We start from the raw sequence: 26,514 nt of genomic DNA on the forward strand, positions 1-26,514 counted from the left end.
GTCACATGGTTGACCTCGACAGATGCGAGGTCGGCCGCCATCGGGAGAGTGACCATGACACGAGAGGTGAGGCGGGGCGGCAGCGCTTCCATGCCGCGAGCCGTCGACGTGGCGCGCCTGGCGGGCGTCTCGCAGAAGACCGTGTCCAGGGTCCTCAACAACGAGCCGTACGTCTCCAGCGAGGTGCGCGGGCGGGTGCTCGCCGCCGCCGAGCAACTCGGCTACCGGCTCAACAACGCGGCCCGGGCGCTCGCCTCCGGACGGAGTCGTTCCATCGGCGTGGTGACGCTCGGGACGGCCCTGTACGGGCCCGCCTCGTTACTCATGGGAATCGAGCGAGCCGTCCGGGACACGGGTTACGCGCTCCGCGTGGTCAACACCATGGAGGGCGACCCGTCGGGCATCGCCGGCGCCGTGGAATCGCTCCTGGAGCAGGGCGTGGACGGCATCGTCATCTCCGAGCCGATCGACGAGGGAGCGGAGCTCATCCGCGCCGACGTGCCCGTTCTCGTCTTCGGCACCCCCCTGCCATTTGCTGCCCCTCGCGTGGTGACCGCGGGCGTCGGCTCCGACGAGCTGGCCCACGCCGCCACCGAGCATCTGCTGGATCTGGGGCACGCGACCGTCCATCACGTCGCCGGTCCGCAGCGCTGGTATGCCGCCAGGGAGCGGCTGGCGGCGTGGCGGGCCGCGCTGGCGGCCCGCGGCCTCGGCGAACCGCCTGTCGTCGAGGGCGACTGGTCGGCCGCGTCGGGATACGCGGCAGGCCGGCAGCTGGCCACCGACAGCGAGGTGACCGCCGTGTTCGCCGCGAACGACGACATGGCCATCGGCGTGATCCGCGCACTGATGGAGGCCGGGCGTCGGGTGCCGGACGACGTCAGCGTCGTCGGTTACGACGACATCCCCGTCGCCGCGTACGTGACCCCTCCGCTCACCACGGTGCGCCAGCCGTTCGACGCCGTGGCGACGGGGGGACTCCGGCTCCTCGTCCATGCCATCGAGCAGCCGCACGAAGACCTTCCACCGGCGGCCGACCACCCGGTCGAGCTCGTCGTCCGCGCCTCGACCGCGCCCCCGCCCCGGAGGACCCCGGGACGCGGGCGTGCGACCTCTCGCTGATCAGCGTCGATCAGCGTCAAGCCAGACCGTCACGGCCACCCGAGTGGCCCCGGCCACGTCCGCCTGTCACCGGGCGTGCCGATCGTCTTTGCCCATTGACGGGAGTTCCCCATGCCCCCATCTGCTCACCCCCCGATCAGCCGCCGGCTCGTCCTCGCCACGGCCGGAGCGATGTCGCTGTGCGTGGCGCTGGCCGCGTGCGGCGGCGGCGCCGGTAGCGGCACCGCTTCCTCGGCCCCCTCCGCCGCGGCGGCCGTGAGTCAGGCCGACATCGACAAGGCCATGTCCACGCCGACCGAGCTGACGTTCTGGACCTGGGTCCCGGACATCCAGCAGGAGGTCGCGCTCTTCGAGAAGAAGTACCCGGCGATCAAGGTCAAGGTCGTCAACGCCGGCCAGGGCGTGCCGCAGTACACCAAGCTGCGCACGGCCCTCAAGGCGGGCACCGGCGCTCCCGACGTCGTGCAGATCGAGTACCAGTACATCCCGACGTTCACCATCACCGACAGCCTCCTCGACCTGCGGCCCTACGGCGCCTCGGCGCTGAAGGACAAGTTCGTCGACTGGACGTGGGGACAGGTCAGCGGCGCGGGCGGGGAGGTCTGGGCGATCCCGCAGGACACCGGCCCGATGGGCATGCTGTACCGGAAGGACATCTTCGACAAGCACGGCATCCAGGTGCCGAAGACCTGGGACGAGTTCGCCGCCGCGGCACGCAAGCTCCACGCGGCCGACCCGGACGTCTACCTGACCGACCTCGCCTCGAACGAGGCCGCCGCCTGGCACGGCCTGCTCTGGCAGGCCGGGGCCAAGCCCTACGTTAACGCTAACAAGAGCGACATCTCCATCAAGGTCAACGACGAGACCTCCAAGAAGCTCGCCACCTACTGGGGCGGGCTCGCGAAGGAGGGCGTCATCGGCGTCGAGCCGGACTTCACCGACGCCTGGTACTCCGCGCTCAACAAGGGCAAGTACGCCACCTGGATCACCGCCGCCTGGGGACCCGTCTTCCTGTCCGGCGCGGCCAAGTCGACCGCCGGGAAGTGGCGGGCGGCCCCGCTGCCGCAGTGGGACCCGGCCAAGCCGGTCTCCGGCAACTGGGGCGGCTCGACCAGCGCGGTCACCAAGACGACCAAGAACCCGATCGCGGCCGCGATGTTCGCCCAGTTCCTCAACAGCGACCCCGAGAGCGCCAAGCTGCTCGCCACCAAGCAGTTCTTCTTCCCGGCGACGAAGGCGCTGCTCGCCGATCAGGGCTACGTCGGCGAGAAGCCCGCCTTCTACGGCGGCCAGCAGGTCAACCAGGTGTTCGCCGACATCAGCGGCACGGTCAACCTCTCCTTCCAGTGGCCGCCGTTCCTCGACCGGGTGGTGACGGACTGGACCGAGACCGTCGGCAAGTCCCTCGCCGACAAGACCGACACCACCGCCGCGCTCGACCAGTGGCAGACGCGGATCACCACGTTCGCCAAGAGCCAGGGCTTCACCGTCAAGGACCAGTGACCGCCGCCGGGTCCCGCACCCCGGGTGCGGGGCCCGGCACCACCGCAGAAAGGGCCGACTATGACCGCCATAACCACGGCCTCGCGCGAGCACCCGCGCCGAGCGGCGGCGACACGTCACCGACGCGGCCGCGGCCGGAAACGGGTGGCGGGGCCGCTGTTCGTCGCCCCGTTCCTGGCGCTGTTCCTGGTGCTCTTCCTGGCTCCGCTCGGCTACGCCGCCTACCTCAGCCTGTTCCAGGACCGGCTCATCGGCGGGGCGACGTTCGTCGGGCTGGAGAACTACGTGACCGCCGTCCAGGACCCGCTCCTCATCAAGGGGGTTGTCCGCGTCGCGGCGTTCTTCGTGATCCAGGTCCCCGTGATGCTGCTGCTGGCCCTGCTGTTCGCGCTCGCGCTCGACAGCGGGGTCCTGCGGCTCGCGCGGGTGGTGCGGCTCGGCATCTTCGTCCCGTACGCGGTCCCGAGCGTCGTCGCCTCGCTCATGTGGGGTTACCTCTACGGGCCCGACTACGGCCCGTTCGCCCAGCTGAGCAAGGCGCTGAACCTGCCCGCGCCGCCCTTCCTCAGTGACGGCTGGATGCTCGGGAGCCTGGCGAACGTCGTGACCTGGGAGTTCGTGGGCTACAACATGATCTTGCTGTACGCCGCGCTGCGGGCCATCCCCCAGGAGCTCTACGAGGCGGCCGCGATGGACGGGGCCGGCGCCTGGCGGATCGCCTGGAGCGTCAAGCTGCCGGCGCTGCGGCCGGCGCTCCTGCTGGCCCTGGTGTTCTCCGTGATCGGCAGCTTCCAGCTGTTCAACGAGCCGAACCTGTTGCAACGCCTGGCCCCGGACGTCATCGACAGCGCCTACACCGCCAACCTCTACGCCTACTCCCTCGCCTTCACCAGCCAGCAGATCAACTACGCGGCAGCGGTGTCCTTCCTCCTCGGGGTGGTCATCGTGATCGTCTCCTACGCCGTCCTGCTCACCGCCAACCGCAGGAGGAACGCATGACCGCACCGGGCAGAGCCCGCCGGCGGCACAGCACGCCGCTGACGATCGCCATGCTGGCAGCGCTGGCGTACTTTCTCCTGCCGCTGTTCTGGCTGGTCGTCGCCGCCACCAAGAGCACCCAGGACCTGTTCACGACGTTCGGGCTGTGGTTCTCGCGCACCCCGCGGCTGCTGGCCAACATCGGGTCGACCTTCGGCCACGACGACGGGGTCTTCGGGCACTGGCTGCTCAACACGATCGTGTACGCCGTCGTCAGCGCCTTCGGGGCCGCGCTCCTGGCGGCCGCCGGCGGGTACGGGTTCGCCAAGTTCCGCTTCCGCGGCGACCGCGCGGCCTTCAACCTGGTGCTCGGCGCCATCATGGTGCCGACCACCGCGCTGGCCATCCCGACGTACCTGCTCTTCGCGAAGGTGGAGCTGGTCAACACCCCCTGGGCCGTCATCCTGCCCTCCCTCGTCAGCCCCTTCGGCCTCTACCTCATGCGCATCTACGCCCAGGACGCCGTCCCGGACAGCATCCTGGAGGCCGCCCGCATCGACGGCGCCGGCGAGGCCAAGATCTTCTTTCGGATCGCCATGCGGCTGCTGGCGCCGGGCCTGGTGACGGTCGTGCTCTTCACGCTCGTCACGACCTGGAACAACTATTTCCTCCCGCTCATCATGCTCAACGACCCGAACCTGTACCCGATCACGGTCGGCCTCGCCTCCTGGGCGTCCCAGGCCGTCGGGGGCGGGGCCGGTGCCGACAGCAACATGCTCGCCCTCGTCGTGACCGGGTCCCTGCTCTCGGTCATCCCGCTCGTCGTGGCGTTCCTGCTGCTGCAGCGGTACTGGCAGAGCGGTCTGACGACCGGCGGCGTCAAGCAATGACCCGCCCTTCCACTCCCTCGGAGGTTGCCCCCATGGCGGTTCTGCCGGCCCATGTCCTGTTCGGCGCTGCCTACTATCACGAGTACCAGCCGTCCCCGGAACGGCTGAAGATCGACCTCGACCTGATGGCCGACGCCCACTTCAACGTCATCCGGGTCGGCGAGTCGGTCTGGTCGACCTGGGAGCCGGAGAACGGCCGGTTCGACCTCGACTGGCTGGAGCCGGTGCTCGACGGCGCCCGCGAGCGCGAGATCTCGGTCATCCTCGGGACGCCGACGTACGCGGTCCCGCCGTGGCTGGTCCGGCTCTACCCCGAGATCACCGGCGAGCACGCCACCGGGCATCGCATCGGCTGGGGCGCCCGGCAGGAGGTCGACTTCACCCACCCCGGCTTCCGGTTCCACGCCGAGCGGGTGATCCGCAAGGTCGTCGGCCGGTACGCCGATCACCCGGCGGTCATCGGCTTCCAGGTGGACAACGAGCCGGGCCTGCACCTGCTGCACAACCACGGCGTCTTCCAGCGCTTCGTCGATCACCTGCGCGGCAGGTACGGCGACGTCGAGACCCTCAGCCGGGAGTGGGGCCTGGTCTACTGGTCGCACCGCCTGTCGGCGTGGGCGGACCTGTGGACGCCGGACGGCAACCTCCAGCCGCAGTACGACGTCGCCTGGCGGGAGTTCCAGGCCCGCCAGGTGACGGAGTTCATCGGCTGGCAGGCCGACCTCGTCCGCGAGTACGCCCGCCCCGGCCAGTTCGTCACGACGTGCATCTCCTACACCCGGCCCGGGGTCGAGGACGACGAGATGACCGACCGCCTCGACGTCGCCGCGGGCAACCCGTACTACTACATGCAGGACGCCCTGGAGCTCCCCGACCGCACTCCCGACGAGGTCGAGCAGAACTGGGCCACCACCGGGGTGTGGTCGATGTACCAGACCGCGGACCGGATGTTCTCCTCCCGCCAGGAGCCGTTCCTGGTCACCGAGACCAACGCCATGCACATCGGCACGCCGTGGGACAACCGGCCCGCCTACGACGGCCAGTGGCGGCAGGCCGCATGGGCGCACGTCGCGCGCGGCGCCCGGATGATCGAGTACTGGCAGTGGCACACGCTGAACTTCGGCTTCGAGACCTACTGGGGCGGGGTCCTGCCGCACAGCAACCAGCCCGGCCGCACGTACGCCGAGCTCGCCCGCCTCGGGGCCGAGCTGGAGGCCGCCGGCCCGCTGGTCGCCGGGCTGGAGCCGGACGCCGACATCACGATGGTCTACTCGATGCCGAGCAAGTGGCTCATGCAGAAGCACCCGCCGCTGCCGGCCCCCGACGGCGGCCCGGACGCCGCCGCCTACCACCGGATCTTCGACCCCTTCTACCGGGGCGCCTTCGACGCCGGCCGCCAGGTGCGGATCGTCCACGCCCGGCAGCTGCACGACCCCCGCGGCGAGCGGTCCGGGACGACGCCCGAGGAGGCCGCGTGCCGTCACCCGATCCTCGTCGTCCCGGCGCTGTACGTCGCCGACGACGCCACGCTCGACTGGCTCGCGGCCTACGCGCACGCGGGCGGCCACCTGGTCCTCGGCCCGCGCACCGCGTACGCCGATCACGAGGCCCGGGCGCGGCGGGAGCCCGCACCCGCACGTCTCGTCGAGGCGGCGGGCGTGCGGTACGACGAGTTCAGCAACCTGACGCGCGACCTCCCGGTGCACGCCGTGCCCGGCGGCCTCCTCGACCTGCCCGCGAACGCGACGGCCACCCGCTGGGCCGACGGCCTCACCGTCGTCGACGCCGACGTGCTCGCCACCTACGTCCATCCGCACTTCGGCCGCTGGCCGGCGATCACCACCCGCCGCCATGGGGCGGGCCGGGTCACCCACGTCGGCACGGTGCCGGGACGCGACCTCGCCCGCGCGCTCGCGGCGTGGCTGGCGCCGTCCCCGGCCGGCGGCTGGCGGGACCTGCCGGCCTCCGTCACCGCGACCACCGGGACGTCCCCGGACGGGCGTCGTGTCCACGTCGTGCACAACTGGAGCTGGGAGCCCGCCCGCGTCGAGGTGCCGGTGGAGCTGTCCGACGTCGTGGACGGCGGTCCCGTCCCCGCCGGCACGCCGCTGGACCTCGGCTCCTGGGACGTGCGGGTACTCGTCTCGCGCTGACTTGTCCCTGCGTCATCGAAGGAAGGGCTATGCACGTGAAACCCCTGAGCAAGGCGCTGGTCCCCCTCGTCGCGGCAGCCGCGACGCTGGTGTTACCGGCAACCGGTGCGCACGCCTACAACCCGACCGGCGGCATCCTGTACCAGCTCGGAAACGAGCCGTGCCTGAAGGGCCGGGGCAACTGCGCGATCTACCCGAAGTCGGCGCAGCTGCCGAGCGGGCGTCTCGTCGCGTCGTTCGAGAAGGCCACCGTCGTGCCGGAGACGGGAAGCGCCGACAGGGAGACACTCCCGATCTACAAGAGCGACGACTACGGGACGAGCTGGCAGCCGCTGGCCGAGGTCAAGGCTCCGGCGTACCTCTCCCGCGATCCCCGGTACGCGAAGTACACGAGCAACTGGACCAACCCGTACCTGTACGCGCTCCCGCAGGACGTCGGGAAGCTGCGAGCGGGCACGCTGCTCCTGGCGAGCGTCGTGTCGGGCGACGACCACTTCTACCGCGAGCACAAGGCGGCCGACCCCGACTGGACGCCGTCCAACGACGGAGACCGCAGTGACCTGGCGATCGCCCTGTTCGCCAGCACCGACGAAGGCGTGACGTGGAACGTCGTCAACGTCGTCGCGACGGGCGGCTGGCAGGGCGGCAGCGCGGGCGCGATCGGCCGGAACATCGCCGCCGCGAACACGTACAAGCAGGTCGATCCCCTGTGGGAGCCCTACCTGACGGTCCACGAGGGCAAGCTCGTCTGCTACTACTCCGACGAGAACGACTACCTCGGCTTCGACCCGGCCACCGGCGTGGCGACCGTGGACCCCGCGAACGACACCGCCCCGGACTCGCACGGCCAGATCCTTGTCCACAAGACCTGGAACGGCCGCGGCAAGGAGTGGAGCGCCCCTATCGTCGACGTCGCCGGGCTGACCCAGGACATGGGAGGCGGCAAGACGCAGATCGGAGGCGGGCGGCCGGGCATGACGAACGTCGTCCCGACGACCGACGGCAAGTGGCTCCTCACCTTCGAGTACTGGGGCGGCGGAACCAACACCAGGTACACGATCTCCGACGACCCGCTGACCTTCTACCGCGGCTCCCCGACAGGCGAGGCCGTCACCTCGCTGCCGGTCGACGCCGGTTCCCGCCCGCTCGCGACAGGCGGCAGCCCGGTCGTCATCAAGCTCCCCGACGGGCGCCTGGTGTACAACGCCAGCGGCAGCGGCAACGTCTGGGTCAACGAGAGCGGGCGCGGTGCCGGCGGGTGGAAGGAGTATCAGACGCCCTTGGGGTCCGGTTACAGCCGCAACCTGCAGTACGTCGAAGGCACCGGCCGCATCGCGATCCTGCGGAACCAAGGCATATCGACGATCGCGTACGCCGAAGTCGATCTCGGCCACTCGGAAGGCGCCCACTACCAACTGGTCAACCGGAAGACCGGCCAGGTGATCGGCACCGGGAGCAAGACCAACGACGCGAACCTCGGCAACGCGGACGTCCCCGACGTCGTCCTGGAGGACCGCGGATCGGCGGCGATCAAGGACACCCAGTACTGGCACGTACGGACCGAGCCGCAGGGCGGCGTGACCCTGCTGAACAAGTCGGGCGGCCGCGCGGCGGCCATCTGGACGGGGAACGCGACAGCCGGTCAGAGGATCGGCCAGTGGGTCGACAACAGCGCCACGGGCAGCTGGAACCTCGTCAAGACCGGCGACGGCTCCTACAAGCTCCAGGCGCTCAAGAACCCGGACGTGTACCTGACCGGCGCGTCCGCCGGGGCCGCGCTGACCTTGCAGAACGCGGTCGGGGACGGCTCGCAGGAGTGGCGGCTCGTCCAGCGGGCTCCGGCCCTCGACGACCTGACGCGCGATCGGCGGTCGCCGCGTCTGATCAGGGCGAACGGCGTCGGCGAGAGGGCGACGGTGCCGCTGGACGCCACGGCGTCGGATCCCGCGGGCACGGCCCTGCACGCGAACACGACAGGTCACGGCTACCTTCTCACGGCCGACGGGAAGGTCACGGATCTCGGCCCGGTCTCCTTCGACCAGGCTCAGCAGGGCAGCGTCACCCTTCCGGAGGCGATCAAGGCGGGGACGAAGGTCAGGATCGCCGTGCTCTTCGACGACACGCCGCTGATGTGGGACTCGGCGGTGGCTACGGTCCCCTAGGGTCCGTGCCGGTCAGGCGCGCATGTTCGCGCCGCCGTCGATGGCCCACACCTGGCCGTTGATCCATTCGGCGTCGTCGGACAGCAGGAAGGCCACCACCGCGGCCAGGTCGCTCGGGCGGCCCAGCCGGGTGGTGGGCACGTGCTCCAGGAACATCTTCTGGAGCTGGACGTCGTTCTGCGCCTCCTGCGTCTCGCCCATGACCAGGCCGGGCATCACTCCGTTGCAGCGCACGCCCTCGGGGCCGAAGCGCCCGGCGATGTGCCGGGTGAGCGCGTTGACCGCTGACTTCGACGCCCCATAGGCGGGGCGCTTGCGGTCACTGGCGCTGACCGCGGCGCCGGAGGAGCAGTTGACGATGCCGCCGCCGCCGTTGTCCAGCAGGTGCGGCAGGACGGCGCGAGCCGTGCGGACGTAACCCAGAACATTGACGTCCAGAGTCCGTTCCCACACGTCCGGGTCGGTGTCGAGCAGGGACCTGTCGCGCCCGAGGGTGCCCGGCGACAGGTCCGCGCCGACGTTGAACAGGCCGTGCACGGTGCCGAACTCCTCGAGGGTTCTGGCGACCATCGCGTTGACGGAGTCCTCGTCGGCGAGATCGAAGTGCACCGCGATCGCCGAACCGCCGGCCTCGGTGATCTTGGCGGTGGTGGCCTGCGCGCCGGACAGGTTGATGTCGCCGACCACGACATCGGAGCCTTCCTCCGCGAGCCTGATCGCGGTGCCCGCGCCGATGCCCGCCCGCAACCGGGACCGGCTGCTCGCCGAGGCCCGGCGGATGTTCGCCGAACACGGCCACGACGTCGCACTGGAGGAGATCGCCCGGGCGGCAGGGGTGAGCCGCACCACGATCTACCGCAACTTCGCCACCTGCGAGGAGCTGGCGGCCACGGTCTTCGCCGACAACGTCGCCCAGATCGAGCACCATGCCGCCGGGCTGCGGGACCGACCCGACGGCGCGGTCAAGCTGTTCGACTTCGTCCTGGACATGCAGCTGGACAACCGCGGCCTCGCCCAGGTCCTGTCCAGCGCCGACCTGCAATGGTTCATCGAGCATGCCCGCCGCATCGCGGCCTGCTTCGAGCCGCTCCTCGACGCCGGCCGCGCGGCCGGCATCGTCCATCCCGTCGTCGAGGTCGACGACCTGATGCTCGCGATCTCCATGGGGGAGAGCGCCGTCGCCACCAACGACGTCGCCCAGCGCGACAACCGCCACAAACGCGCGCGGGACATGCTGCACCGCGCCCTTTTCACGCGCTGACGAGATCTGCGCGAACAGTCTCAATCACGCAGCAGGGCGCACAGCTCGTCTGTCGCGTCATCGACCGAACCGGCGCCGTCGACCACCAGGTCGGGGTGCTCCGGCGGCTCGTAGGCCTGGCCGAGGCCGGTCAGGTTCGGCAGCGTGCCGGCCTTCGCCTGGGCGTACAGGCCCTTCGGGTCCCGGCGCGCGCACACCTCGGCCGGTGTGTTCACCCAGACCTCGGCGAAGTCGCCCGGCTGGAACAGGCCCTTGGCCACCAGCCGGTCTGTCCGGAACGGCGAGACCAGCGCGACGATCACGATCAGCCCGGCGTCCAGCAGGATGCGGGTCAGCTCGGCGACCCGGCGCACGTTCTCCGCGCGATCCTCCGGGGTGAACCCGAGGTCCTTGTTCAGTCCACTCCGGACGTTGTCGCCGTCGAGCACGTAGGTGTGCAGCCCCATGGCGTGCAGCCGCCGCTCCAGCGCGTTGGCGATCGTCGACTTGCCGGCGCCCGGCAGGCCGGTCAGCCACAGCACCCTGGCCCGCTGCCCCTTCAGCCGTTGCCTGGCGTCGCGGTCGACGGTGTAGGCGTGCGGAACGACGTTGCGGCCGCGCCGCAGCGCGTGCCTGACCATGCCGGCCGCCACGGTCTCCTTGCTGACCCGGTCCACGAGCAGGAAGCTGCCCGTGTCCCGGCACGTCCGGTAGCTGTCCAGGCAGATCGGGGTGTCGGTGGTCAGCTCGACCGTGCCGATGTCGTTGAGGCCGAGGGTGCGCGCGGCGAATTGCTCCCCGGACACCACGTCCAGCCGGTCGCGCACGGACGTGACCACGGCGGGCACGGTTCGCGACCCGGCCGGCAGCAGGTAGGAGCGGCCGTGCCGCAGTGGCTCCTCGGCGGTCCATACCAGCGTGGCGGAGTACGCCGTGGCGGGGGAGAGCCCGTCGCCGAGGGTGCCCGGCGTCGTCAGCAGGTCCCCGCGACGGACGTCGACCTCGTCGGCCAGCGTCACGGTCACCGGGGTGCCGGGGCCGGCCCGGTCGAGGTCGCCGCCGCCGGGGCCGAGCAGCCGGTCGATCCTCGACTCCACGCCGCTGACGGCGACCGCGACGGTGTCGCCCGGCCGGACCGAGCCGCCGACCACCGTGCCCGCGAAACCGCGGAAGCCATCCGCCCGGATCACGTACTGGACGGGCAGCCGGTAGTCGCCCGCGCCGTCCGGTCGCGGCCGGTCGGGCGGCTCCCAAGCAGAAAGCGCGCCGAGCAGCGTCGGGCCGTCGTACCAGGGCAGATTCGGCGACGGGTCGACGACGTTGTCACCGCCGAGTGCGCTGGCCGGGATCACGCTCGCCGTCATGTCGAGGCCGGCCGCTGCCGACAGCACCTCGCCCGCGAGCTTGTCGAACACCGCCTGGTCGTAGCCCACCGCGTCGAGCTTGTTGACCACCGCGATGACGGCCCGCACGCCCATCAGCGCGCAGATCGCCAGGTGCCGATGGGTCTGCTCCCGGACCCCCTTGGTGGCGTCGACGAGTAACACGGCGACGTCCGCGGTGGACGCCGCGACCGCCATGTTGCGGGTGTACTGCTCGTGTCCCGGAGCGTCGGCGATGATCACCCGGCGCCCGGACGGCAGGTCCAGGAAGAGGTGGGCGACGTCGATGGTGATGCCCTGCTCGTGCTCTGCCTCCAACCCGTCGGTCAGCAGCGAGTAGTCGACCGCTCCGGCCGGGATCGTGGAGCCGCCGCGCCTGGTTCGCCGCGCGTAGTCGAGCTGGTCCTCGGTGGCGCTGCCGGTGTTGGCGAGCAGCCGACCGATGAGGGTGGACTTGCCGTCGTCGACCGAGCCGCAGGCGACCACTCGAAGCACCGAAATCATCAGAAGTACCCCTCCGACTTCTTGCTCTCTATGGATGTGCCGCCCTCACCGTCGATGAGCCGGCCGGCGCGTTCGGACCTCCGGTCGAGCCGCATCTCGTCGATGACCTCGTCGAGGTTCTCGGCCTTCGACTCGACGGCCGCGGTCAGCGGGTAGCAGCCGAGTGTGCGGAACCGTACGTGCCGCAGCAGCGGCCGCTCGCCGGGCGACAGCGGGAAACGCTCGTCGTCCACCATGATCAACGATCCGTCCCGCTCGACGACCGGGCGTGGCGCGCTGAAGTACAGCGGCACCACGGGGATGCCCTCCCGCCTGATGTAGCGCCAGACGTCCAGCTCCGTCCAGTTCGACAGCGGGAACACCCGCATCGACTGGCCGTCGGCCAGCTCGGTGTTCGCCCACCACCAGAACTCCGGACGCTGCGAGCGCGGCTCCCAGCGATGACCGGGCTCACGCAGCGAGAAGATCCTCTCCTTGGCCCGCGACCGCTCCTCGTCGCGCCGCGCGCCGCCGATCGCCGCGTCGAACCCGCCGTCATCGAGCGCCTGGCGCAGCGGGACGGTCTTCATGATCCGGGTGTACTCGTGCGCGCCGTGGGTGAACGGCGTCACCCGCTCCGGGTTGGTGCACACCCGCAGGTCGAGCTCCAGCCGCCTGGCCGTGTCATCCCGGAAGGCGATCATCTCGCGGAACTTCCAGCCGGTGTCGATGTGCAGCACGGGGAACGGCATCCGGCCGGGCGCGAACGCCTTGGCCGCCAGGTGCAGCAGCACCGAGGAGTCCTTGCCGATCGAATACAGCAACACCGGCCGGCGAAAGGCGCCGGCGACCTCACGCAGCACGTGGATCGCCTCGGCTTCGAGCATGTCCAGGACGTCTTCTTCGGCCACGTATCGGCCCTCCGTCGTCGCTAACCCAGCTAAACCATAGTAACCTATAAAGGCGTGATACCGGTTATTCGCGTCAGATTGGCGGTGCGGTGATGAACACTCGTAGCGATCAAAAAGCGTCCGGTTCCCTGACTGTCAAAGAGCTGTCCAAGAAGACCTGGAGCGATTTCGAGGCGGTTCTCGGAACGAACGGAGGTGCCCGCGGGTGCTGGTGCATGCACTGGCGGCTGTCCATCGCGGAGTGGATGGAAGGAAAGGGCGAGGGGAACAAGCAGGCCATGAGGCGGCTCGCCCAGCGCGAGCCGGTGCCCGGCGTCGTCGTCTACGAAAACGACGCGCCGGTGGCATGGTGCTCGCTCGGGCCGCGTTCCTCGTTTCCGAGACTTGAGCGTTCGCCCCTGCTCGCGAACCTCGACGACGAGCCGGTCTGCGCGATCACGTGCGTCTTCGTTCAGAGAAAGCATCGTGGCTCCGGGCTGCTGCCGGCCATTCTCGAAGCCGTCTGCGAGTACGCGGCCTCCGCGGGTTACACGACCGCCGAGGGCTATCCGGTCGAACCTCGCGACGGGAAACGCGCGGGCGCGGATACGGCGATGACCGGGATAGCCAGCGCCTTTCTCGCTGCCGGATTCTCCGAGGTGGCCCGCCCGCGTGGCGATCGACCCATCATGCGGCGCGCACTCCGTGACGCCGGATGACGCGCTCGGTCGGTCAGCGGTGCGTTCGACCCTGACGGTGGCGGCGCGCCTTCTCGCGATTGCCGCAGATGTTCATGCTGCACCAGCGGCGGCGTCCGCCCCGCGAGGAATCCAAGAACAGCCAACCGCATCTTCCGCATGCCCTGATGCGGCCGCGCGGAAGGGTGAACAGCGCATGGACCACCAGCAATGACAAGGCCGCGGGAATCGCTCCCGGCGCCGCCCAGTCCACGGTCAGGCGGTCGAGCGCGGGATCGATCTGCTGAACCTGCTCGGCTCGCACGCCCGACCCGGCCCGTTCGAGAAGCGCGCCGAAAGGTTCGGCCGGCACCGCCTGGCCATGCGCGACCGCGCTGAACACGGCCCACGCCTGCTCGCGAACGGCCTGAACCTCCGGCACGAGGCCGCTCGCGGCCGCCTCCGCCAACGGCGGCACCTCCTCGAACAGGCCCGCGGATGCGCACCACGTCAAGACGTCCGAGGGTGATCTCAACAGCTCGCCGTCCTCGGCCGGGTGGGTGCGATCGAAGACGGTGTTCGTGAGGTCCAGGACCGGGTGGCCGCCGATGAAATGGGCGTCCTGCCAGGGTGGCCGGACCTTGGGAGCCAAAGTAACCATTATAACGAGTATATATGGTTTCTCGGCGGCGGGCCAGGACCGGCTCCAAAACCCGGTCTACGTGATCTCTCCCTTGAAACGTTTCCGCAGCAGGACGGTCGCGACGACCGCCGCGACCGCGAACCCGACCGAGCACCAAAGAGCCCAGCGCCAGCCCGCGAGGACGGCATCGGGTCCACCGGAGGCCGTGGCGAAGTGGGCCGCCACCGAGGTCACGACCCCGACTCCCACGGCCAGCCCGAGCTGCTGGGAGACGTTGATCAGAGCGCCGGCCGTGGCCCGTCGCCCCTCGTCGGCGCCGTTCGTGCCGGCGATGCTCGTCGTGATCAGCGCGAGGATGTGGCCGAACGCGTTCACGGAGGTGCCGATCAGGACGAGAGCGAGTCCGTAAGCTTCCGGCAGGCCCACCAGGACCAGGATGCCGAACGTCTCGACGACGATTCCGGAAAGCAGAACACGGTAGAGCCCGAAGCGCTCGACGAGCTTACCCGCGTAGATTCCGGTGACGATCGCGATCGCGCCTGAGACCGCGAACGTCAAACCGGTCGCGAGCGCGCCCAGGCCAAGATGCGTCTGGAGGTAGAGGGTGAGAATGAACAGCATTCCACCGTACGAGCAGATCAGCAGGACGGTGACCAGGTTGGCCGCGCCGATGGCGGAGGTGCGGAAGATGGAGATCGGCACGAGGGCGTTGTCCTTCCGGGACTCCACCCAGATGAACAGGGCCACGGCAGGCACCGCGATCCCGGCGGAGAGCAGGATCGGAGCCGATGACCAGCCGTACTTCTCCCCTTCGGTGAGGGCGAACACGAGCGCGACCATGCTCGTGGTCGCCAGGGCGACGCCGATGAGATCCAGGTGGCGGGACGCGTGCGTGTCTCGGCTCTCATCGAGACAGCTTCTCGCGAGCAGACCGGCGACCAGCACAATGGGCACGTTGATCAGGAAGACGGACCTCCAACCGGCATACTCGGTGAGAACACCCCCGAGGACCATGCCGGAGACGAACCCCGCCGACAGTGCCGACCCGTAGATGCCGAGAGCGCGTTCGCGTTGCGCTCCCTCCGGGATGGCCGCCTGGAGAAGTCCCAGACCCGCCGGGGCGATGAACGCGGCGGCGACCCCCTGCAAGGCGCGGCCCGCGACCAGAGCCGCCGGGGACCAGGCGAGTCCCGCGATGAGCGAAGCGAGAACGAAGCCGGCCATGCTCCAGATGAACACTCGCTTTCTTCCGAACAGATCGGCGACCCTTCCCCCGAGGAGGAGGAAGCCACAGAAAGCAAGTGGATAGGCGGAGAGAACCCAGGCGATGCCGTCTCCGGTGAATGCCATGCCCTCGCGAATGCTCGGGGCGGCGACATTGATGATCGAATAGTCAAGAGCGACCAGGAACTGCGTGCCGCAGATGACGGTGAGCTGCCAGAAATGCCGGGACTGGAATTTGCCCTCCACCCTTCCGGCCGCGTGCGTCGATGCTTCGTTCATTTCACATTCCTTTCGCGGGGTGCCGAGTTGAGGAACATCCGGTGAAGGTGCGTCACGGCGTCGAGTACGTCGTGCTCGGCGCAGGTGATGGAGATCCGCCGGGCCTGGACGGTCACGTCCCGCACGGTGACGCCGTGAGCCTTGAGCGTGTCCAGAAGGAGCCGCACCTGGGGATGGTGGGCACAGAACCCGCGGCCCACCAGCGACACTTTCCCCATGGGCCCGGACCAGTGGCAGGTGGTGAAGGCATCGGCAGCGTGCAGGTCGGCGAGCACGCCGTCGACCTGGTCCCGGCAGGCGGCGTTCACGACGAACCGCAGCGAACACGGGGCCAGGTGGCCCAGCATGTCCACGTGCAACGTCGGATCGGCCAGCGCGGCGGCGATCGTGGTCAGGGCGGTGGGGGCGACCCCGTCGAGCCGGCAGCGCAGCTGACCGGTCCGGTGGGCGACGCCGACGGCGGCGAACCGCTCGCTGTCGAGCGGGGCGGCCGAGCGGAGGCCGGTCACCCAGGTGCCGGCCGACTCGGTCGTGCTGGATCGCACGTGAATGGGAACGCGATGGGTGCTGGCGTACTCCACGCTGGAATGGGCGAGCACCGAAGCGCCTCCGGCGGCCAGCTCGGCCATGTCCTCGTAGGAGAGGAGGTCCAATTTGCGGGCTTCGGCGACGAGTCGCGGATCGGCGGTGAACACGCCCTCGACGTCGGTGAATATCTCGCATGCCTCGGCCCGCAGCGCCGCGGCCAGGGCCACGGCGGTGGTGTCGGAGCCGCCTCGGCTCAGGGTGGTGAGCTCGCCGCTGTCGGCGGCGATGCCCTGGAAACCGGTCACCACCGGGACATGGCCGGTCGCGACGCATTCGCGGATCCGCACCGGGTCGACGCTGACGATGCGCGCGCAACCGTGCACTCCGTCGGTGATGATGCCGCCGTCGCGGGCGCCCAACGAGCGGGCGGGCACGCCCAGTTCGTGCAGCGCCAGGGCGAGTGCGGCCGCGGAGGCCTGCTCACCGGTACTGAGCAGGAGGTCCAGTTCCCGGGCGTGTGGCGTGGCCGTGAGGTTACGCGCCAGGTCGAGCATGGTGTCGGTGGCGCTGCCCATCGCGGAGACCACGGCCACCACGGACCCGTCCGCGGCGGCTATGCGCTTCGCCGCGTGACTGATCCTGCTCACGTCACCCAGTGATGTCCCGCCGTACTTCTGTATCACCAGGTTCATCGGCCTACTCCTGCGCCGGGTAGGCCGCTGCGGCTTCCGTCATCGCGGCCCCCAGCTTTCGCGCCGCAGCTGTGACGGCGTGCCGAGCCGCACCGATTCGGCCGCCGCCCGCCTGTAGTACAACTGCGCGTCGTTGTCGGACCGCATGCCCGCGGCACCGTGGATCTGCATGGTCTGCGTCGTGACGGTGCGGGCCAGATCCGAGGCCGCCGCGAGGTTGGCCGCCGCGTGCGCGGCCGCGTCGCGGCCGTGCACCAGCAGGCGCGTCGCGTCGATGTGCATCGACAGCTCGCTGAGCCGGAACGCCAGGCCCTGGAACTTGCCGATGGGCTGGCCGAACTGGCGGCGCGCCTTGGCGTGGTCGACGGCGTGATCGAGCGCCGCCTGGGCAAGCCCCACCAGGTACGCCGCCTGGCGCACCCGGGCGCCGGCCAGCGCCGCCTCCCACTCGATGGCGGAGCCGGCCCGCGCGGCCACGGGCGTGCCGGCGAACTCGACCGCGTACGCCTCGCCGCGGCTGGTCTCCTCGTACCGCCGCATCGTGACGGACGGATGGTCCGCGCGCACGAGCGCCAGGCGCAGTCCGCCGGTGTCGGCACCGCCCACGACGAAGTAGTCCACCTCCGCCGCGAACCCGACGAAGGCCCGCCGCGCGGAGATCACACCGTCCTGATCGGACCATGGCTCGGCCGCGACCGCCAGCGCCACGGGCGCCCGGCCGATGTCGGCGTCCCGCACCAGCTCTCGAGCGGTGAGCGTGTCGAGCAGCGGCCCCTGATAAAGCACCGACCCGAGCAGCTCGGCCAGCCGCGCGGTGTCGGAGGCCTGGAGCGCGCCGAGCCCGACCAGCCCCTCCCACACCATCGCGCGGATCTCGCGACTGTCGTCGTCGCCCCCGCCCTCGGAACGCGGCCGATCGGCCATCCGCCGCACCAGCGGCGCCAGATCCTCGTCGAAGAAGTCGGCTATCGCCGTGGTCTCCACCGCGGTCATGACGGCAACCCCAATTTCGATGTGGCGACAAAGAAGAGCATGATCTCCGAAGAACCCTGCGCGAGCGTGAGCCCCGGAGCCTCCCGGAGCGCGGCGTCGAAGACGCCCTCGGCGATCGCCTCGGGATCGCGTGCGTCCAGCAGCGCCTGCGGCCCGAGCAGCTCGACCGCCGCCACCGACACTTCCTTGGCCGTTTCCGACGTGTACCACTTGGCGGTCGCCGAGTGGACCTCGTCGGGCCGCCCCTCGTGCAGGTTGGCCACGCACCGCCACGCCAGCAACCGCGCCGCGCGTACCCGCGTCTCCAGCTGCACCAGCCGCTGCTCGCAGCCGGGCGGCGCGTGCTCACGCAGCGCGGCCAGCGTGCGCTCCGCCTTGGCGGAGTGGTCCAATCCGGTGCGCTCCAGCGGAAGCACCTTGCCCAGCACCTGCCAGCCGTCGTCGACCTCGCCGAGCACGTCCTCGCGCCCGACCCGGATCCCGTCGAGCGTCACCAGGTCGAAGCGCTCCTCGGACAGGTTCCACACCGGCTCGATGACCACGCCCATGCTCTGCAGCGGCACCAGGAACAGTGTGATCCCGAAGAAGTTCACCGGGCCGGTCGACGTGCGGGCCGCGCACAGCGCGAAATCACTGTGCTGCGCCTTCATGTTGTAGATCTTCCGGCCGTACAGGCGCCAGCCGTCGCCGTCCGGCTCGGCGCGCGTGGCCAGCGACGCCAGGTCGGATCCGACACCCGGCTCGCTGAACAGCACGTTGGCCGTGATCTCGCCGCGTGCGAGGCCCGGCAGGAGCCGCTCCTTCTGCTCCTGCGTGCCGAACAGGTGGATGGCCATCCCGACGATGTCGATGCCCAGCGAGTGCACGTTGTCCGGCACGCCGTGGCGGATCATCTCCTCGGTGAGGATCGCCTTCTCCACGATCGTGGCGTCCGCTCCGCCGTACCGCTCGGGCCAGTTGACCGCGAGCCAGCCGAGCTTGCCCAGCCGCCGGTGCACGTCGAGCAGGCCGCTCTCCTGCCCGTACGGCATCCGCCGGGACTGTGCGATCTCCGCGCGCACCGCGTCCTCGCACAGCAGCTTGCAGACCTCTTCCCGGAAGCCGTCCTGTTCCGGCGTGAAGGCCGGCATCATCGGACACTCACCTCGCTCAGTCTGTCGCGCATCGCTTCCGCCAGCGCTTCGATGTGTGGGGGTCGGAGCATGGTGTAGTGGTCGCCCCGCACCACCTGGATCTCATCGGCGTAAGCACGCCATCGGTCGAGCCTCGCGGGCTCCGAGCCCTCGGCGGACAGCAGCACCACGCGGCTGTCCACCCGCGACGGCCGGAACGTCAGGAGCGCACGCACGTTCGCGGCGAACACCGGGAACCGTTCGGCCAGCTCCACCTCGCCCGGCTCGGCGCCCATCGCCGCGACGTCGGCGGCGAACCACGTCCTCAGGTCGTCATCGCCCGGACGGGACGGTGCGTCGTCCGGGACGGCGGTGTCGAGCACGAACGTCAACGCGACGTCGCCGTCCTGGCGCGCCATTTCGAGCGCCACCGCTCCGCCGACCGACCAGCCGCCCACCTGCAGCGGCCCGTCGGGCTGGACCTCGCGGACCGCGTCCAGATAGGTGGCCGCGAGGCCGGGCAGCCGCCGTTCCCCGATCGTGCCGCCGTGCAGGCCCGGATCCTCCAGCGCGTAGACGGGCTGGTCGTCGCCCAGCAGCGCGGCCAGCGCGGCGTAGGGCGCCACAGAGCCGCCCGCCGCGTGCACGAGGAACAGCGGTGGCTTCGTGCCTTCAGGACTGAGCGGCACAACGGGAGACAGGCGCGGCGGCCGTCCCTCCGGCCGGGCGGAATCGCCCCCCTGCCGGGCAAGGGCCTCCTCCCGCTTGCGCCGTAACCGGAGTCGCAGCAGCGCGCTTCGTTTCTCCTCCAGCGTGGAGGGATGCGAACCGGCCATCAGCCCGACTCCTTCAGCAGCCGATCGATTTCCTCTTCGGGCAGATCAGCGACCTGAGCCTCCAGCCGCGCCACCTCCTCCTCGCCCAGCAGCGCGCGCTGCGCGTCGTCGATCTGGGCGGCGAACTGGCTGAGCAGCGGGTAGCTGAACAGCCGCCGCGGGTCGAGCGTCACCTGGAAGGTGTCGCGCACCCGCGAGATCATCTGGGTCACCTGCAGGGAGTTGCCGCCGAGGACGAAGAAGTTGTCCTGCGCGCCGATGCGGCCGGCGTCCAGGCTCAGCAGGCCCTGCCAGATCTCGGCCAGCCGGCGCTGCGTCTCGGTGGTCAGCTCGACCTGCCCCGCCTCGCCCTCGGGGCGAGGATCGGGCAACCGCGCGTGGTCCACCTTCCCGGTCGAGGTCAGCGGGAGCTGCTCCAGCCGTACGTAGTCGGTGGGCACCATGTGCAGGGGCAGCCGCCCGGCCAGGTGTTCGCGCAGCGCGTCCGGCTCGAACTCACCGACCACGTACGCGGCCAGCCAGGCCGAGGCCGTGCCCGGGTCGCGCACGGTCACGACGCACTGCCGCACGCCGTCGAAGCTCTCGATGGCGTGCTCGATCTCGCCGAGCTCCACCCGGAGCCCGCGCAGCTTCACCTGGCGGTCGACCCGGCCCAGGAACTCCAGATCGCCGTCGGCGTTCCAGCGCACCAGGTCGCCGGTGGCGTACATGCGCTCGCCCGGGGTGACGGCGAACGGGTCGGGCAGGAACTTCTCGGCGGTCTGGTCGGGCCGGCCGAGGTAGCCGATGGCCAGACCGGCGCCCGCCATGAAAAGCTCCCCGGGAACGCCGACCGGCACGGGCCGCAGTCCCTTGTCCAGGACGTATGCCCGCTGATTGGCCATCGCCCGGCCGATCGGCGGCGGCCCGTCCAACGGCTCCGGCGGGCACAGGTAGTCCACACACGTCACCGTGACCTCCGTCGGCCCGTATCCGTTGTGGAACTCGCGCCCCGGCTTGCGCCACCGGTTGACCAGATCGGGGCCGAACGGCTCCATGCCGATGAAGCACACTCTCAGATCGTCCAGAGCGGACGGATCGAGCAGCCCCAGCACGGCGGGCGGGATGTCCACCATCGTCACCCGCTCCTGGGCCAGCAGCCGCTGCAGCGCTTCCGGGTCGAGCAGCTCGGAGCGCGGCGCGCCCACGATGGTCCCGCCGGCGGTCAGCGTCGAGAACACGTCCGACACGCTCACGTCGAAGGCGGGGTTGGAGAACTGCAGGATCCGGTCGTCCGGCGTCACCGAGAACATCCGCTGGAAGGTGGTGCAGAAGTTCACCACTGCCCGGTGGGGGACCATGACCCCCTTGGGGGTGCCGGTCGAGCCCGACGTGTAGATGACGTACGCCGTGTCCTCCTGCGCCACGTGCACCGAAGGCGGCGAAACCGCCCGCCCGTCGAGCGCGTCCGTGTCCAGCAGGATTCGTCCCACGTCCGCGGGCACGCGGTCGGCGAGATCCGACGTCGTCACCACCGCCGCCACGTCGGCGTCGCCGAGCTGGTAGGCCAGCCGCTCCGGCGGATACTGCGGGTCGAGCGGCAGCCAGGCCCCGCCCGCCTTGAGCACGCCGAGTTCGGCGGCCGGCAGATCGAAGCCACGCTCGAGCAGCACCCCGACCACGCGCCCGGGCGCCACCTTGAACTCCTCGACGAGCGCGTGCGCCAGCCGGCTGGACCGCTCGTCCAGTTGCGCGTAGGTCAGGTCCTCGCCCGCGAAACGCATCGCGACCGCGTCGGGCATCTCGGCCACCCGCGCCGCGAACAGCTCGTGCAGCAGGCGCTCGTCGCGCTCACCGGGCGCGGGATTCCACGCGGTGAGCACGCGCAGATATTCGTCGTTGGACATGATGTCCAGCGAGCCCGCCCGAGCGTCCGGCCTGGACAGGGCGTCGGCCATGACCGTGGCGAAGTGTTCCACCAGCTGCTCGATGCGCTCGTGGTCGAACAGCTCGGAGGAGTATTCGATCCATACGCCCAAGCCGCCGTCCGGCAGGTCGTTGATCTGGAACGTGATGTCGAACCGGGTCGTCTCCGGTTGCGGGGTCAGCATCTCGACCTCTACGCCGGGCAGGCGCCAGCGCGCGATCATCGGCTCGGGCAGCAGCGTGAACAGGTGCGCGACCAGTGGATTCCGCCCCGGCAGCCGCTCCGGTTTGAGCTCCTCCACCATGCGGCCGAACGGCACGTCCTGGTGGGCCATCGCCTCGAGGATGTTGTCGTTGGTGGCGTGCACCAGGTCGCGGAACACGGGGTTGCCCTCGAGATCGCCGCGGACCACCACCGTGTTGGCGAAGAACCCCATCATGGGTTCGATCTCCGAGCGCGTCCGCCCGGAAAGGACCGAGCCGAGCGCGATGTCCTGCTGGCCGGTGTAGCGGTTCAGCAGAACCTGGTATCCGGCCATCGTCAGGGCGAGCAGGGAGACACCCTCGGCCTTGGCCAGATCGCGGATCCCGCGTGCGAGGTCGTCGGGCAGGCGGGTCTCGTAGATACGGCCGGCCCCGGTGGGTGCCGACGGGCGCTGCCGGTCGGTACGCCACTCCAGCGGTTCCATCCCGTCCACCGCGGAGTGCCAGTACTCGATCTGCTTGGCCGGTTCCTCGCTGAGCAGCCAGAGCCGCTGCCACGCCGCGAAGTCGGCGGGCTGAAGGGTCAGCTCGGGGAACTCCGCGCCCTCCGGATCTGTGTAGCGGGCCGTCAGCTCCTCGGCGAACTGGCGCGAGGACCATCCGTCGATGACGATGTGATGCCAGACGATGGACAGCACGTGGTCCTCACGGCCCAGGCGCAGCAGCGCGAACCTGTACGGCGGGCTGTTGCGCAGGTCGAACTCCTCGCGCACCTGCCCGTCGATCCAGTCCTGAACGGACTCCTCGCTCCCGTCGGTCACCGGCAGGTCCCACGTCCCGGGCGGCGGGTCGACGGTCTGGAAGGGCACGCCGTGCTCGTCGCCGAACCGGGTGCGCAGGCTCTCGTGCCGCGCGACTATCCCGCGCAGCGCCTCGGAGAGGGCGGCCACGTCGAGCGGCCCGCGCAGGCGCATCGCGAACGGCACGTTGTAGACCGGTGCGCCCGCGACCATCTGGTGCAGGAACCACAGGAACCGCTGCTGCTCGGCGATGGCCATCTTGCCCGTGCGCGGGACGGCGACGATCCGCTCCCGCTCGGCCTTCTCCGCCACGCGCTGGCGGACCTTCATCTCCAGCAAGGCGCGCCTGATGTCGGCGACGTCGCGTTCGTTCGGGGTGGACATGATCTCGGTCTCCTCCTTCACCGTCGCACGCTCAACGGGCGCAGATCCGTCCAGACCCGTGCGATGTGTGCCAGGCAATCGCTCTTGCCGCCCTCGGCTCCGGCCTCGCGCCAGCCGGTCGGAATCTCCCGGCCGGCGGGCCAGATCGAGTACTGGTCCTGGTGGTTGATCACCACGACGAACTTCTCTTCCATTGCGCCTACCTTTCTTGAGGTACGAAGGCGGGAATGTCGGTCAGCTCACTGAGGTAGCGATCGAGCGTCCTGAGCCCGTCCGCCGCCGGCCGCGCCAGCGAGACCGCGTGCCGGCTGAACCGCCGGGCGTCGAAGTGCCGGGAGCTGTCGGTGAACATCTGGTCGAACTCGACCGGCGCCGCGTCACAACCGGTGGCCGGAGGCGGCAGCAGCAGGCGCAGCCCGGCGAGCCGCTCGTCGGGCCCGGCGATGGCCTCCAGGCGATCGTGAAACTGCGCGTAGCCGACCCGGTCGAGCCGGCACCGGTCGGCGAGCACGCCGAACGCCTCGGCGAAGCGCAGCCTTGCCGGCCACAGCACGTGCATCGCGCCGTCGGGCACCTTGATGTCGCCGGTCGCGGCGCGCGCCACGAACTGGCCGACCACGTCCACCGGCGTCACGTCGGTCTCGGCTTCGGTCTGGAACACGCATCCGGTGCGTGCGCACGCGTACAGCAGGTTGTGTGCCAGCGAATCGGGGTTGGCCGCGCCTGTCGCCTGGTGCGGCCAGACCTCGCCGAGGCGGTACACCACCGAGCTGACGCCCTGCCGTTGTGCGTCGGCGAGCAGGCTTTCCGCGACGTACTTCGATCTGTTGTAGCCGTCCGCGGCGACCTGCTCGGTCTCCGGGATCTGATCCTCGGTGATGGGCGGGGCGGCCGGCCCGGCGGGCGGGAAGATGCTCAAGGTGGACAGGCTGTGCACGCGGGCGCCGCCTGAGGCGAGTTTGATGAGCTCCTGCACGCCGAGCACATTGGCCGGGCGATGGTCCAGATAGCCGGACAGGAAGTTCACCGCGCCCGCGGCGTTGATGACACCGGACACAGCCGACGCGATCGCGTCGAATCGCCACTGCGGCAGGCCGAGCAGCTCGCTGCCCAGGTCGCCGGGGACCACCTCGACCCGCCCCGTCTTGAGCGCCATGGGCAGCAGCTGCCAGGCGGACGTCAGCCCGTACTGCTCAAGGACCTCGGTCAGCCGCCGGGCACCGTCAGGAGGGTCGGAGCACCGTACCAGGCAGATCAGCTCCGCGTTGGAGCGCATCAGCAACTCGGCGAAGATGTGCGCCCCGACGAACCCGGTCGCGCCGGTGAGCAGCAGCGTCTGCGGCGGGCGCCACGCCAGGTCGTGCTTGATGTAGGCCAGTTCGGCGCTGTCGTCGTCGATGCCCCTGGTCAGCCGCGCCGCCTGCGCGCGCACGGTCGACGCGACAAGCAGATCTCTGGGACGCACCGGCCTTGCCAGCCGCCGGCTGACCGCGGTGGTGAGCCGGTAGGCGATCAGCGAGGTGCCACCGTAATCGGAGAACGGGACGACCACCGAGATCTGTTCCCGCTCGAGCACTTCGCGCCACGCCGAGCAGACCAGCTCCTCCATCGGGTTGGCCGGCGGCTCGACCCGCTCTTCCGGGCCCACCTGCCGCGCCGACTCGGCCACGATGAGCGCGGCCAACGCCTTGCGGTCCGCTTTGCCGTTGCGGTTGAGCGGGAGCGCGTCGAGTACCACGATCTGCTGCGGGACCTGCTCGGCCGGCAGCTTCTCCGCCGCGTACCCGCGAAGCTGCTCCGCGGACGGCGGATCGTCCGGCGAGCGGGGCGTGACGCAGCAGACCAAAGTGGACTCGGGCGCCTCACCGAGCACGACCGCCACCGCGCTGCCCACGAGCGGATGGTCGGCCACGGCCGAGGCCACATCGCCGAGCTCCACCCGCACCCCACCGAGCTTGACCTGCTCGTCGAGCCGGCCGATGAAGTACAGCAGCCCGTCTTCGCCGACCCGGGCCAGGTCGCCTGTCCGATAAAGCTTTTCGCCCGGGATCTGGGGGAACGGGTTGGCCACGAACACCCGCGCGGTGCGCTCGGGATCGTTGAGGTAGCCCGCGCCGATGCACTCACCGCCGAGATACAGCTCGCCGGGCGTGTTCACCGGGACGGGCTCGAGGTCGTCGTCGAGCACGATCGCGGCGGTGTTGTCGATGGCGCGCCCGAGGGGGATCCGGTCCACGTCGGCGTCCGTGACTTCGTGGAACACCGACCCGATCGAACACTCCGTCGGCCCGAACGTGTTGGTGACCTTGAGCTCGGGCAGCAACGCGCGCAGCCGGTGCACCACGCCGGCGCCGGCCGCCTCCCCGCCGATCAGCATGCGCCGCAGGCTCGACGTCGCGTCCCGCAGGTCCTCGCGCACCTCCAGCAGCGACACGAACGCCGCGAGCACGGACGGCACGAAGTCGGTCATCGTGACGCCGTAGCGGCCGATGGTCATCGCGGTCTCCTCAAGGTCGAGGATCCCGTCGCGGTGCGGCAGCACGACCTGCCCACCGGACACCAGCGGCCACAACACCTGCCACATCGAGGAGTCGAACGTGGACCGGCTGTTCTGCAGCGTCACGTGATCGGCCCCGTCACCGAACCGGCGCGACATCGTGGTCAACCTGTTGACCAGGCCGCGGTGGTGGTTGAGCGCGCATTTGGGCGTGCCCGTGGAGCCGGAGGTGTAGAACCCGTAAATCAGGTCTCCGGGTCCGGGTTCACGGCCGGCCGGCGGGGGTGTCCGGTCAACCGGATCGTACGGCTCCGCGCAGTCGACGATCACTGTCGCGAGGGCCGGCTTCAGTTCGGCGACGGTCTCCACGGTCGCCGGCGACGCCACGATGGCGGGCGGCGAGAGCTCGGCCACGATCGCGCGGAGGCGGTCGACCGGCCAGGCCGGATCCAGCGGCACGAAGGCCGAGCCTGTTTTCAGCACCCCGAAGAGCGATGCCGGGAATTCGGGCCCGTCCGCTGCCAACACGGGTATCAATTGCCGGGCCAGGACACCGTTGCCGATCAGTCGATTGGCCGTCGCATTGGCCGCGGCATCGAGGTCGGCATAGCTCATGGTGGTGTCGCGGTAGCGGACGGCGGGACGGTCCGGCGCGTTCTCTATTTGGGCGCGGAACAGGTCAAGGACTGTGCTTTCCCGCGGGAACGAATTCTGCGGTCCCAGGGATAAGTGAATGGCGGTCAGGGCATGTTCGCTCAGGTGCGTCTGCTGATGGCGTGGCATCGCGCTCCCATAGTCTCGACCGGCAACAGATCCTCGTGATCAGGCAGATCGGTCACTATTCAGGTCTGTGAGTTTCAGGCAGCCAGGGCCGGCCCTCGGTGAGCATGACAATGTGAATAAGTGGCCGCATGTCACGCGAATTGTCGGGCTCCGG

The 26,514-nt window shown here is 70.1% G+C and carries 20 protein-coding genes; 8 read left to right on the plus strand and 12 right to left on the minus strand.

The window, feature by feature from the left end; all coding sequences use genetic code 11:
- Positions 1–54: 54 nt before the first annotated feature.
- The 6 genes from ACIBI9_RS33190 (at position 55) to ACIBI9_RS33215 (ending at position 8,808) form a co-directional block, all read left to right on the plus strand.
- On the plus strand, positions 55–1,122 hold the full coding sequence (locus tag ACIBI9_RS33190; protein ID WP_397227766.1) for a LacI family DNA-binding transcriptional regulator: 1,068 nt from the start codon (positions 55–57) through the stop codon (positions 1,120–1,122).
- A gap of 111 nt (positions 1,123–1,233) precedes the next feature.
- Positions 1,234–2,625 (plus strand): extracellular solute-binding protein, encoded by a 1,392-nt coding sequence (locus ACIBI9_RS33195; protein ID WP_397227768.1) that lies wholly within the window; start codon positions 1,234–1,236, stop codon positions 2,623–2,625.
- Between the two features lie 60 nt (positions 2,626–2,685).
- A complete protein-coding gene (locus tag ACIBI9_RS33200; RefSeq protein WP_397227770.1) occupies positions 2,686–3,624 on the plus strand; it encodes a carbohydrate ABC transporter permease in 939 nt (312 codons plus the stop codon).
- Positions 3,621–4,493, plus strand: coding sequence for a carbohydrate ABC transporter permease (locus ACIBI9_RS33205; RefSeq protein WP_397227772.1), 873 nt, complete (start codon positions 3,621–3,623; stop codon positions 4,491–4,493). The genes ACIBI9_RS33200 and ACIBI9_RS33205 overlap by 4 nt, the downstream gene beginning before the upstream one ends.
- A 32-nt stretch (positions 4,494–4,525) precedes the next feature.
- On the plus strand, positions 4,526–6,646 hold the full coding sequence (locus tag ACIBI9_RS33210) for a beta-galactosidase (protein ID WP_397227774.1): 2,121 nt from the start codon (positions 4,526–4,528) through the stop codon (positions 6,644–6,646).
- A gap of 29 nt (positions 6,647–6,675) precedes the next feature.
- Positions 6,676–8,808 (plus strand): RICIN domain-containing protein, encoded by a 2,133-nt coding sequence (locus tag ACIBI9_RS33215; protein ID WP_397227776.1) that lies wholly within the window; start codon positions 6,676–6,678, stop codon positions 8,806–8,808.
- 12 nt (positions 8,809–8,820) lie between these two features.
- Here ACIBI9_RS33215 and ACIBI9_RS33220 read toward each other — a convergent pair whose 3' ends face one another.
- Positions 8,821–9,555, minus strand: a complete 735-nt coding sequence (locus tag ACIBI9_RS33220; RefSeq protein WP_397227778.1) for an SDR family NAD(P)-dependent oxidoreductase — start codon at positions 9,553–9,555, stop codon at positions 8,821–8,823.
- Between ACIBI9_RS33220 and ACIBI9_RS33225 the strand changes: the two genes are divergently transcribed.
- Positions 9,530–10,069: a TetR/AcrR family transcriptional regulator gene (locus ACIBI9_RS33225; protein ID WP_397227780.1), complete on the plus strand. Its 540-nt coding sequence runs from the start codon at positions 9,530–9,532 to the stop codon at positions 10,067–10,069. The genes ACIBI9_RS33220 and ACIBI9_RS33225 overlap by 26 nt on opposite strands.
- Before the next feature lie 20 nt (positions 10,070–10,089).
- Here ACIBI9_RS33225 and cysC read toward each other — a convergent pair whose 3' ends face one another.
- Together cysC and cysD are read right to left on the minus strand one after the other, a co-directional pair.
- Positions 10,090–11,925 (minus strand): adenylyl-sulfate kinase, encoded by a 1,836-nt coding sequence (gene cysC / locus ACIBI9_RS33230; RefSeq protein ID WP_397227782.1) that lies wholly within the window; start codon positions 11,923–11,925, stop codon positions 10,090–10,092.
- Between the two features lie 8 nt (positions 11,926–11,933).
- A complete protein-coding gene (gene cysD / locus ACIBI9_RS33235) occupies positions 11,934–12,824 on the minus strand; it encodes a sulfate adenylyltransferase subunit CysD (protein WP_397227784.1) in 891 nt (296 codons plus the stop codon).
- A gap of 92 nt (positions 12,825–12,916) precedes the next feature.
- On the opposite strand from cysD, the gene ACIBI9_RS33240 reads away from it, so the two are divergent.
- Positions 12,917–13,522 carry a GNAT family N-acetyltransferase gene (locus tag ACIBI9_RS33240; RefSeq protein ID WP_397227786.1) on the plus strand — a complete coding sequence of 202 codons (606 nt, stop codon included), beginning with the start codon at positions 12,917–12,919 and terminating at the stop codon, positions 13,520–13,522.
- Between the two features lie 13 nt (positions 13,523–13,535).
- Here the strand turns inward: ACIBI9_RS33240 and ACIBI9_RS33245 are convergent, their stop codons facing one another.
- The 9 genes from ACIBI9_RS33245 to ACIBI9_RS33285 form a co-directional block, all read right to left on the minus strand.
- The gene (locus tag ACIBI9_RS33245) at positions 13,536–14,132 is read right to left on the minus strand and encodes a CGNR zinc finger domain-containing protein (protein WP_397227788.1); all 597 of its coding nucleotides are present in this window, start codon (positions 14,130–14,132) and stop codon (positions 13,536–13,538) included.
- Between the two features lie 66 nt (positions 14,133–14,198).
- A complete protein-coding gene (locus tag ACIBI9_RS33250) occupies positions 14,199–15,626 on the minus strand; it encodes an MFS transporter (protein WP_397227790.1) in 1,428 nt (475 codons plus the stop codon).
- Positions 15,623–16,846, minus strand: a complete 1,224-nt coding sequence (locus ACIBI9_RS33255; protein WP_397227792.1) for an aspartate kinase — start codon at positions 16,844–16,846, stop codon at positions 15,623–15,625. The genes ACIBI9_RS33250 and ACIBI9_RS33255 overlap by 4 nt, the downstream gene beginning before the upstream one ends.
- Positions 16,847–16,885: 39 nt before the next feature.
- Positions 16,886–17,839, minus strand: a complete 954-nt coding sequence (locus tag ACIBI9_RS33260; RefSeq protein ID WP_397227794.1) for an acyl-CoA dehydrogenase family protein — start codon at positions 17,837–17,839, stop codon at positions 16,886–16,888.
- Positions 17,836–18,972: an acyl-CoA dehydrogenase family protein gene (locus tag ACIBI9_RS33265; RefSeq protein ID WP_397227796.1), complete on the minus strand. Its 1,137-nt coding sequence runs from the start codon at positions 18,970–18,972 to the stop codon at positions 17,836–17,838. The genes ACIBI9_RS33260 and ACIBI9_RS33265 overlap by 4 nt, the downstream gene beginning before the upstream one ends.
- Positions 18,969–19,787: an alpha/beta fold hydrolase gene (locus tag ACIBI9_RS33270; RefSeq protein ID WP_397227798.1), complete on the minus strand. Its 819-nt coding sequence runs from the start codon at positions 19,785–19,787 to the stop codon at positions 18,969–18,971. The genes ACIBI9_RS33265 and ACIBI9_RS33270 overlap by 4 nt, the downstream gene beginning before the upstream one ends.
- Entirely contained in the window at positions 19,787–23,101 is a 3,315-nt protein-coding gene (locus tag ACIBI9_RS33275; protein ID WP_397227800.1) for an amino acid adenylation domain-containing protein, read from the minus strand. Before ACIBI9_RS33275 ends, ACIBI9_RS33270 begins: the two co-directional genes overlap by 1 nt.
- On the minus strand, positions 23,098–23,274 hold the full coding sequence (locus ACIBI9_RS33280) for an MbtH family protein (protein WP_397227802.1): 177 nt from the start codon (positions 23,272–23,274) through the stop codon (positions 23,098–23,100). Before ACIBI9_RS33280 ends, ACIBI9_RS33275 begins: the two co-directional genes overlap by 4 nt.
- A 5-nt stretch (positions 23,275–23,279) precedes the next feature.
- A complete protein-coding gene (locus ACIBI9_RS33285; protein WP_397227804.1) occupies positions 23,280–26,360 on the minus strand; it encodes an amino acid adenylation domain-containing protein in 3,081 nt (1,026 codons plus the stop codon).
- Between the last annotated feature and the right edge of the window lie 154 nt (positions 26,361–26,514).

The organism is Nonomuraea sp. NPDC050451 (assembly GCF_044458585.1).

What these genes read in the sequence shown, in the direction of transcription:
- ACIBI9_RS33190 (WP_397227766.1), top strand. Translation starts at nt 55, where the DNA reads ATGACACGAGAGGTGAGGCGGGGCGGCAGCGCTTCCATGCCGCGAGCC.
- ACIBI9_RS33195 (WP_397227768.1), top strand. Translation starts at nt 1,234, where the DNA reads ATGCCCCCATCTGCTCACCCCCCGATCAGCCGCCGGCTCGTCCTCGCC.
- ACIBI9_RS33200 (WP_397227770.1), top strand. Translation starts at nt 2,686, where the DNA reads ATGACCGCCATAACCACGGCCTCGCGCGAGCACCCGCGCCGAGCGGCG.
- ACIBI9_RS33205 (WP_397227772.1), top strand. Translation starts at nt 3,621, where the DNA reads ATGACCGCACCGGGCAGAGCCCGCCGGCGGCACAGCACGCCGCTGACG.
- ACIBI9_RS33210 (WP_397227774.1), top strand. Translation starts at nt 4,526, where the DNA reads ATGGCGGTTCTGCCGGCCCATGTCCTGTTCGGCGCTGCCTACTATCAC.
- ACIBI9_RS33215 (WP_397227776.1), top strand. Translation starts at nt 6,676, where the DNA reads ATGCACGTGAAACCCCTGAGCAAGGCGCTGGTCCCCCTCGTCGCGGCA.
- ACIBI9_RS33240 (WP_397227786.1), top strand. Translation starts at nt 12,917, where the DNA reads ATGAACACTCGTAGCGATCAAAAAGCGTCCGGTTCCCTGACTGTCAAA.
- ACIBI9_RS33250 (WP_397227790.1), bottom strand. Translation starts at nt 15,626, where the DNA reads ATGAACGAAGCATCGACGCACGCGGCCGGAAGGGTGGAGGGCAAATTC.
- ACIBI9_RS33255 (WP_397227792.1), bottom strand. Translation starts at nt 16,846, where the DNA reads ATGAACCTGGTGATACAGAAGTACGGCGGGACATCACTGGGTGACGTG.
- ACIBI9_RS33260 (WP_397227794.1), bottom strand. Translation starts at nt 17,839, where the DNA reads ATGACCGCGGTGGAGACCACGGCGATAGCCGACTTCTTCGACGAGGAT.
- ACIBI9_RS33265 (WP_397227796.1), bottom strand. Translation starts at nt 18,972, where the DNA reads ATGATGCCGGCCTTCACGCCGGAACAGGACGGCTTCCGGGAAGAGGTC.
- ACIBI9_RS33270 (WP_397227798.1), bottom strand. Translation starts at nt 19,787, where the DNA reads ATGGCCGGTTCGCATCCCTCCACGCTGGAGGAGAAACGAAGCGCGCTG.
- ACIBI9_RS33280 (WP_397227802.1), bottom strand. Translation starts at nt 23,274, where the DNA reads ATGGAAGAGAAGTTCGTCGTGGTGATCAACCACCAGGACCAGTACTCG.
- ACIBI9_RS33285 (WP_397227804.1), bottom strand. Translation starts at nt 26,360, where the DNA reads ATGCCACGCCATCAGCAGACGCACCTGAGCGAACATGCCCTGACCGCC.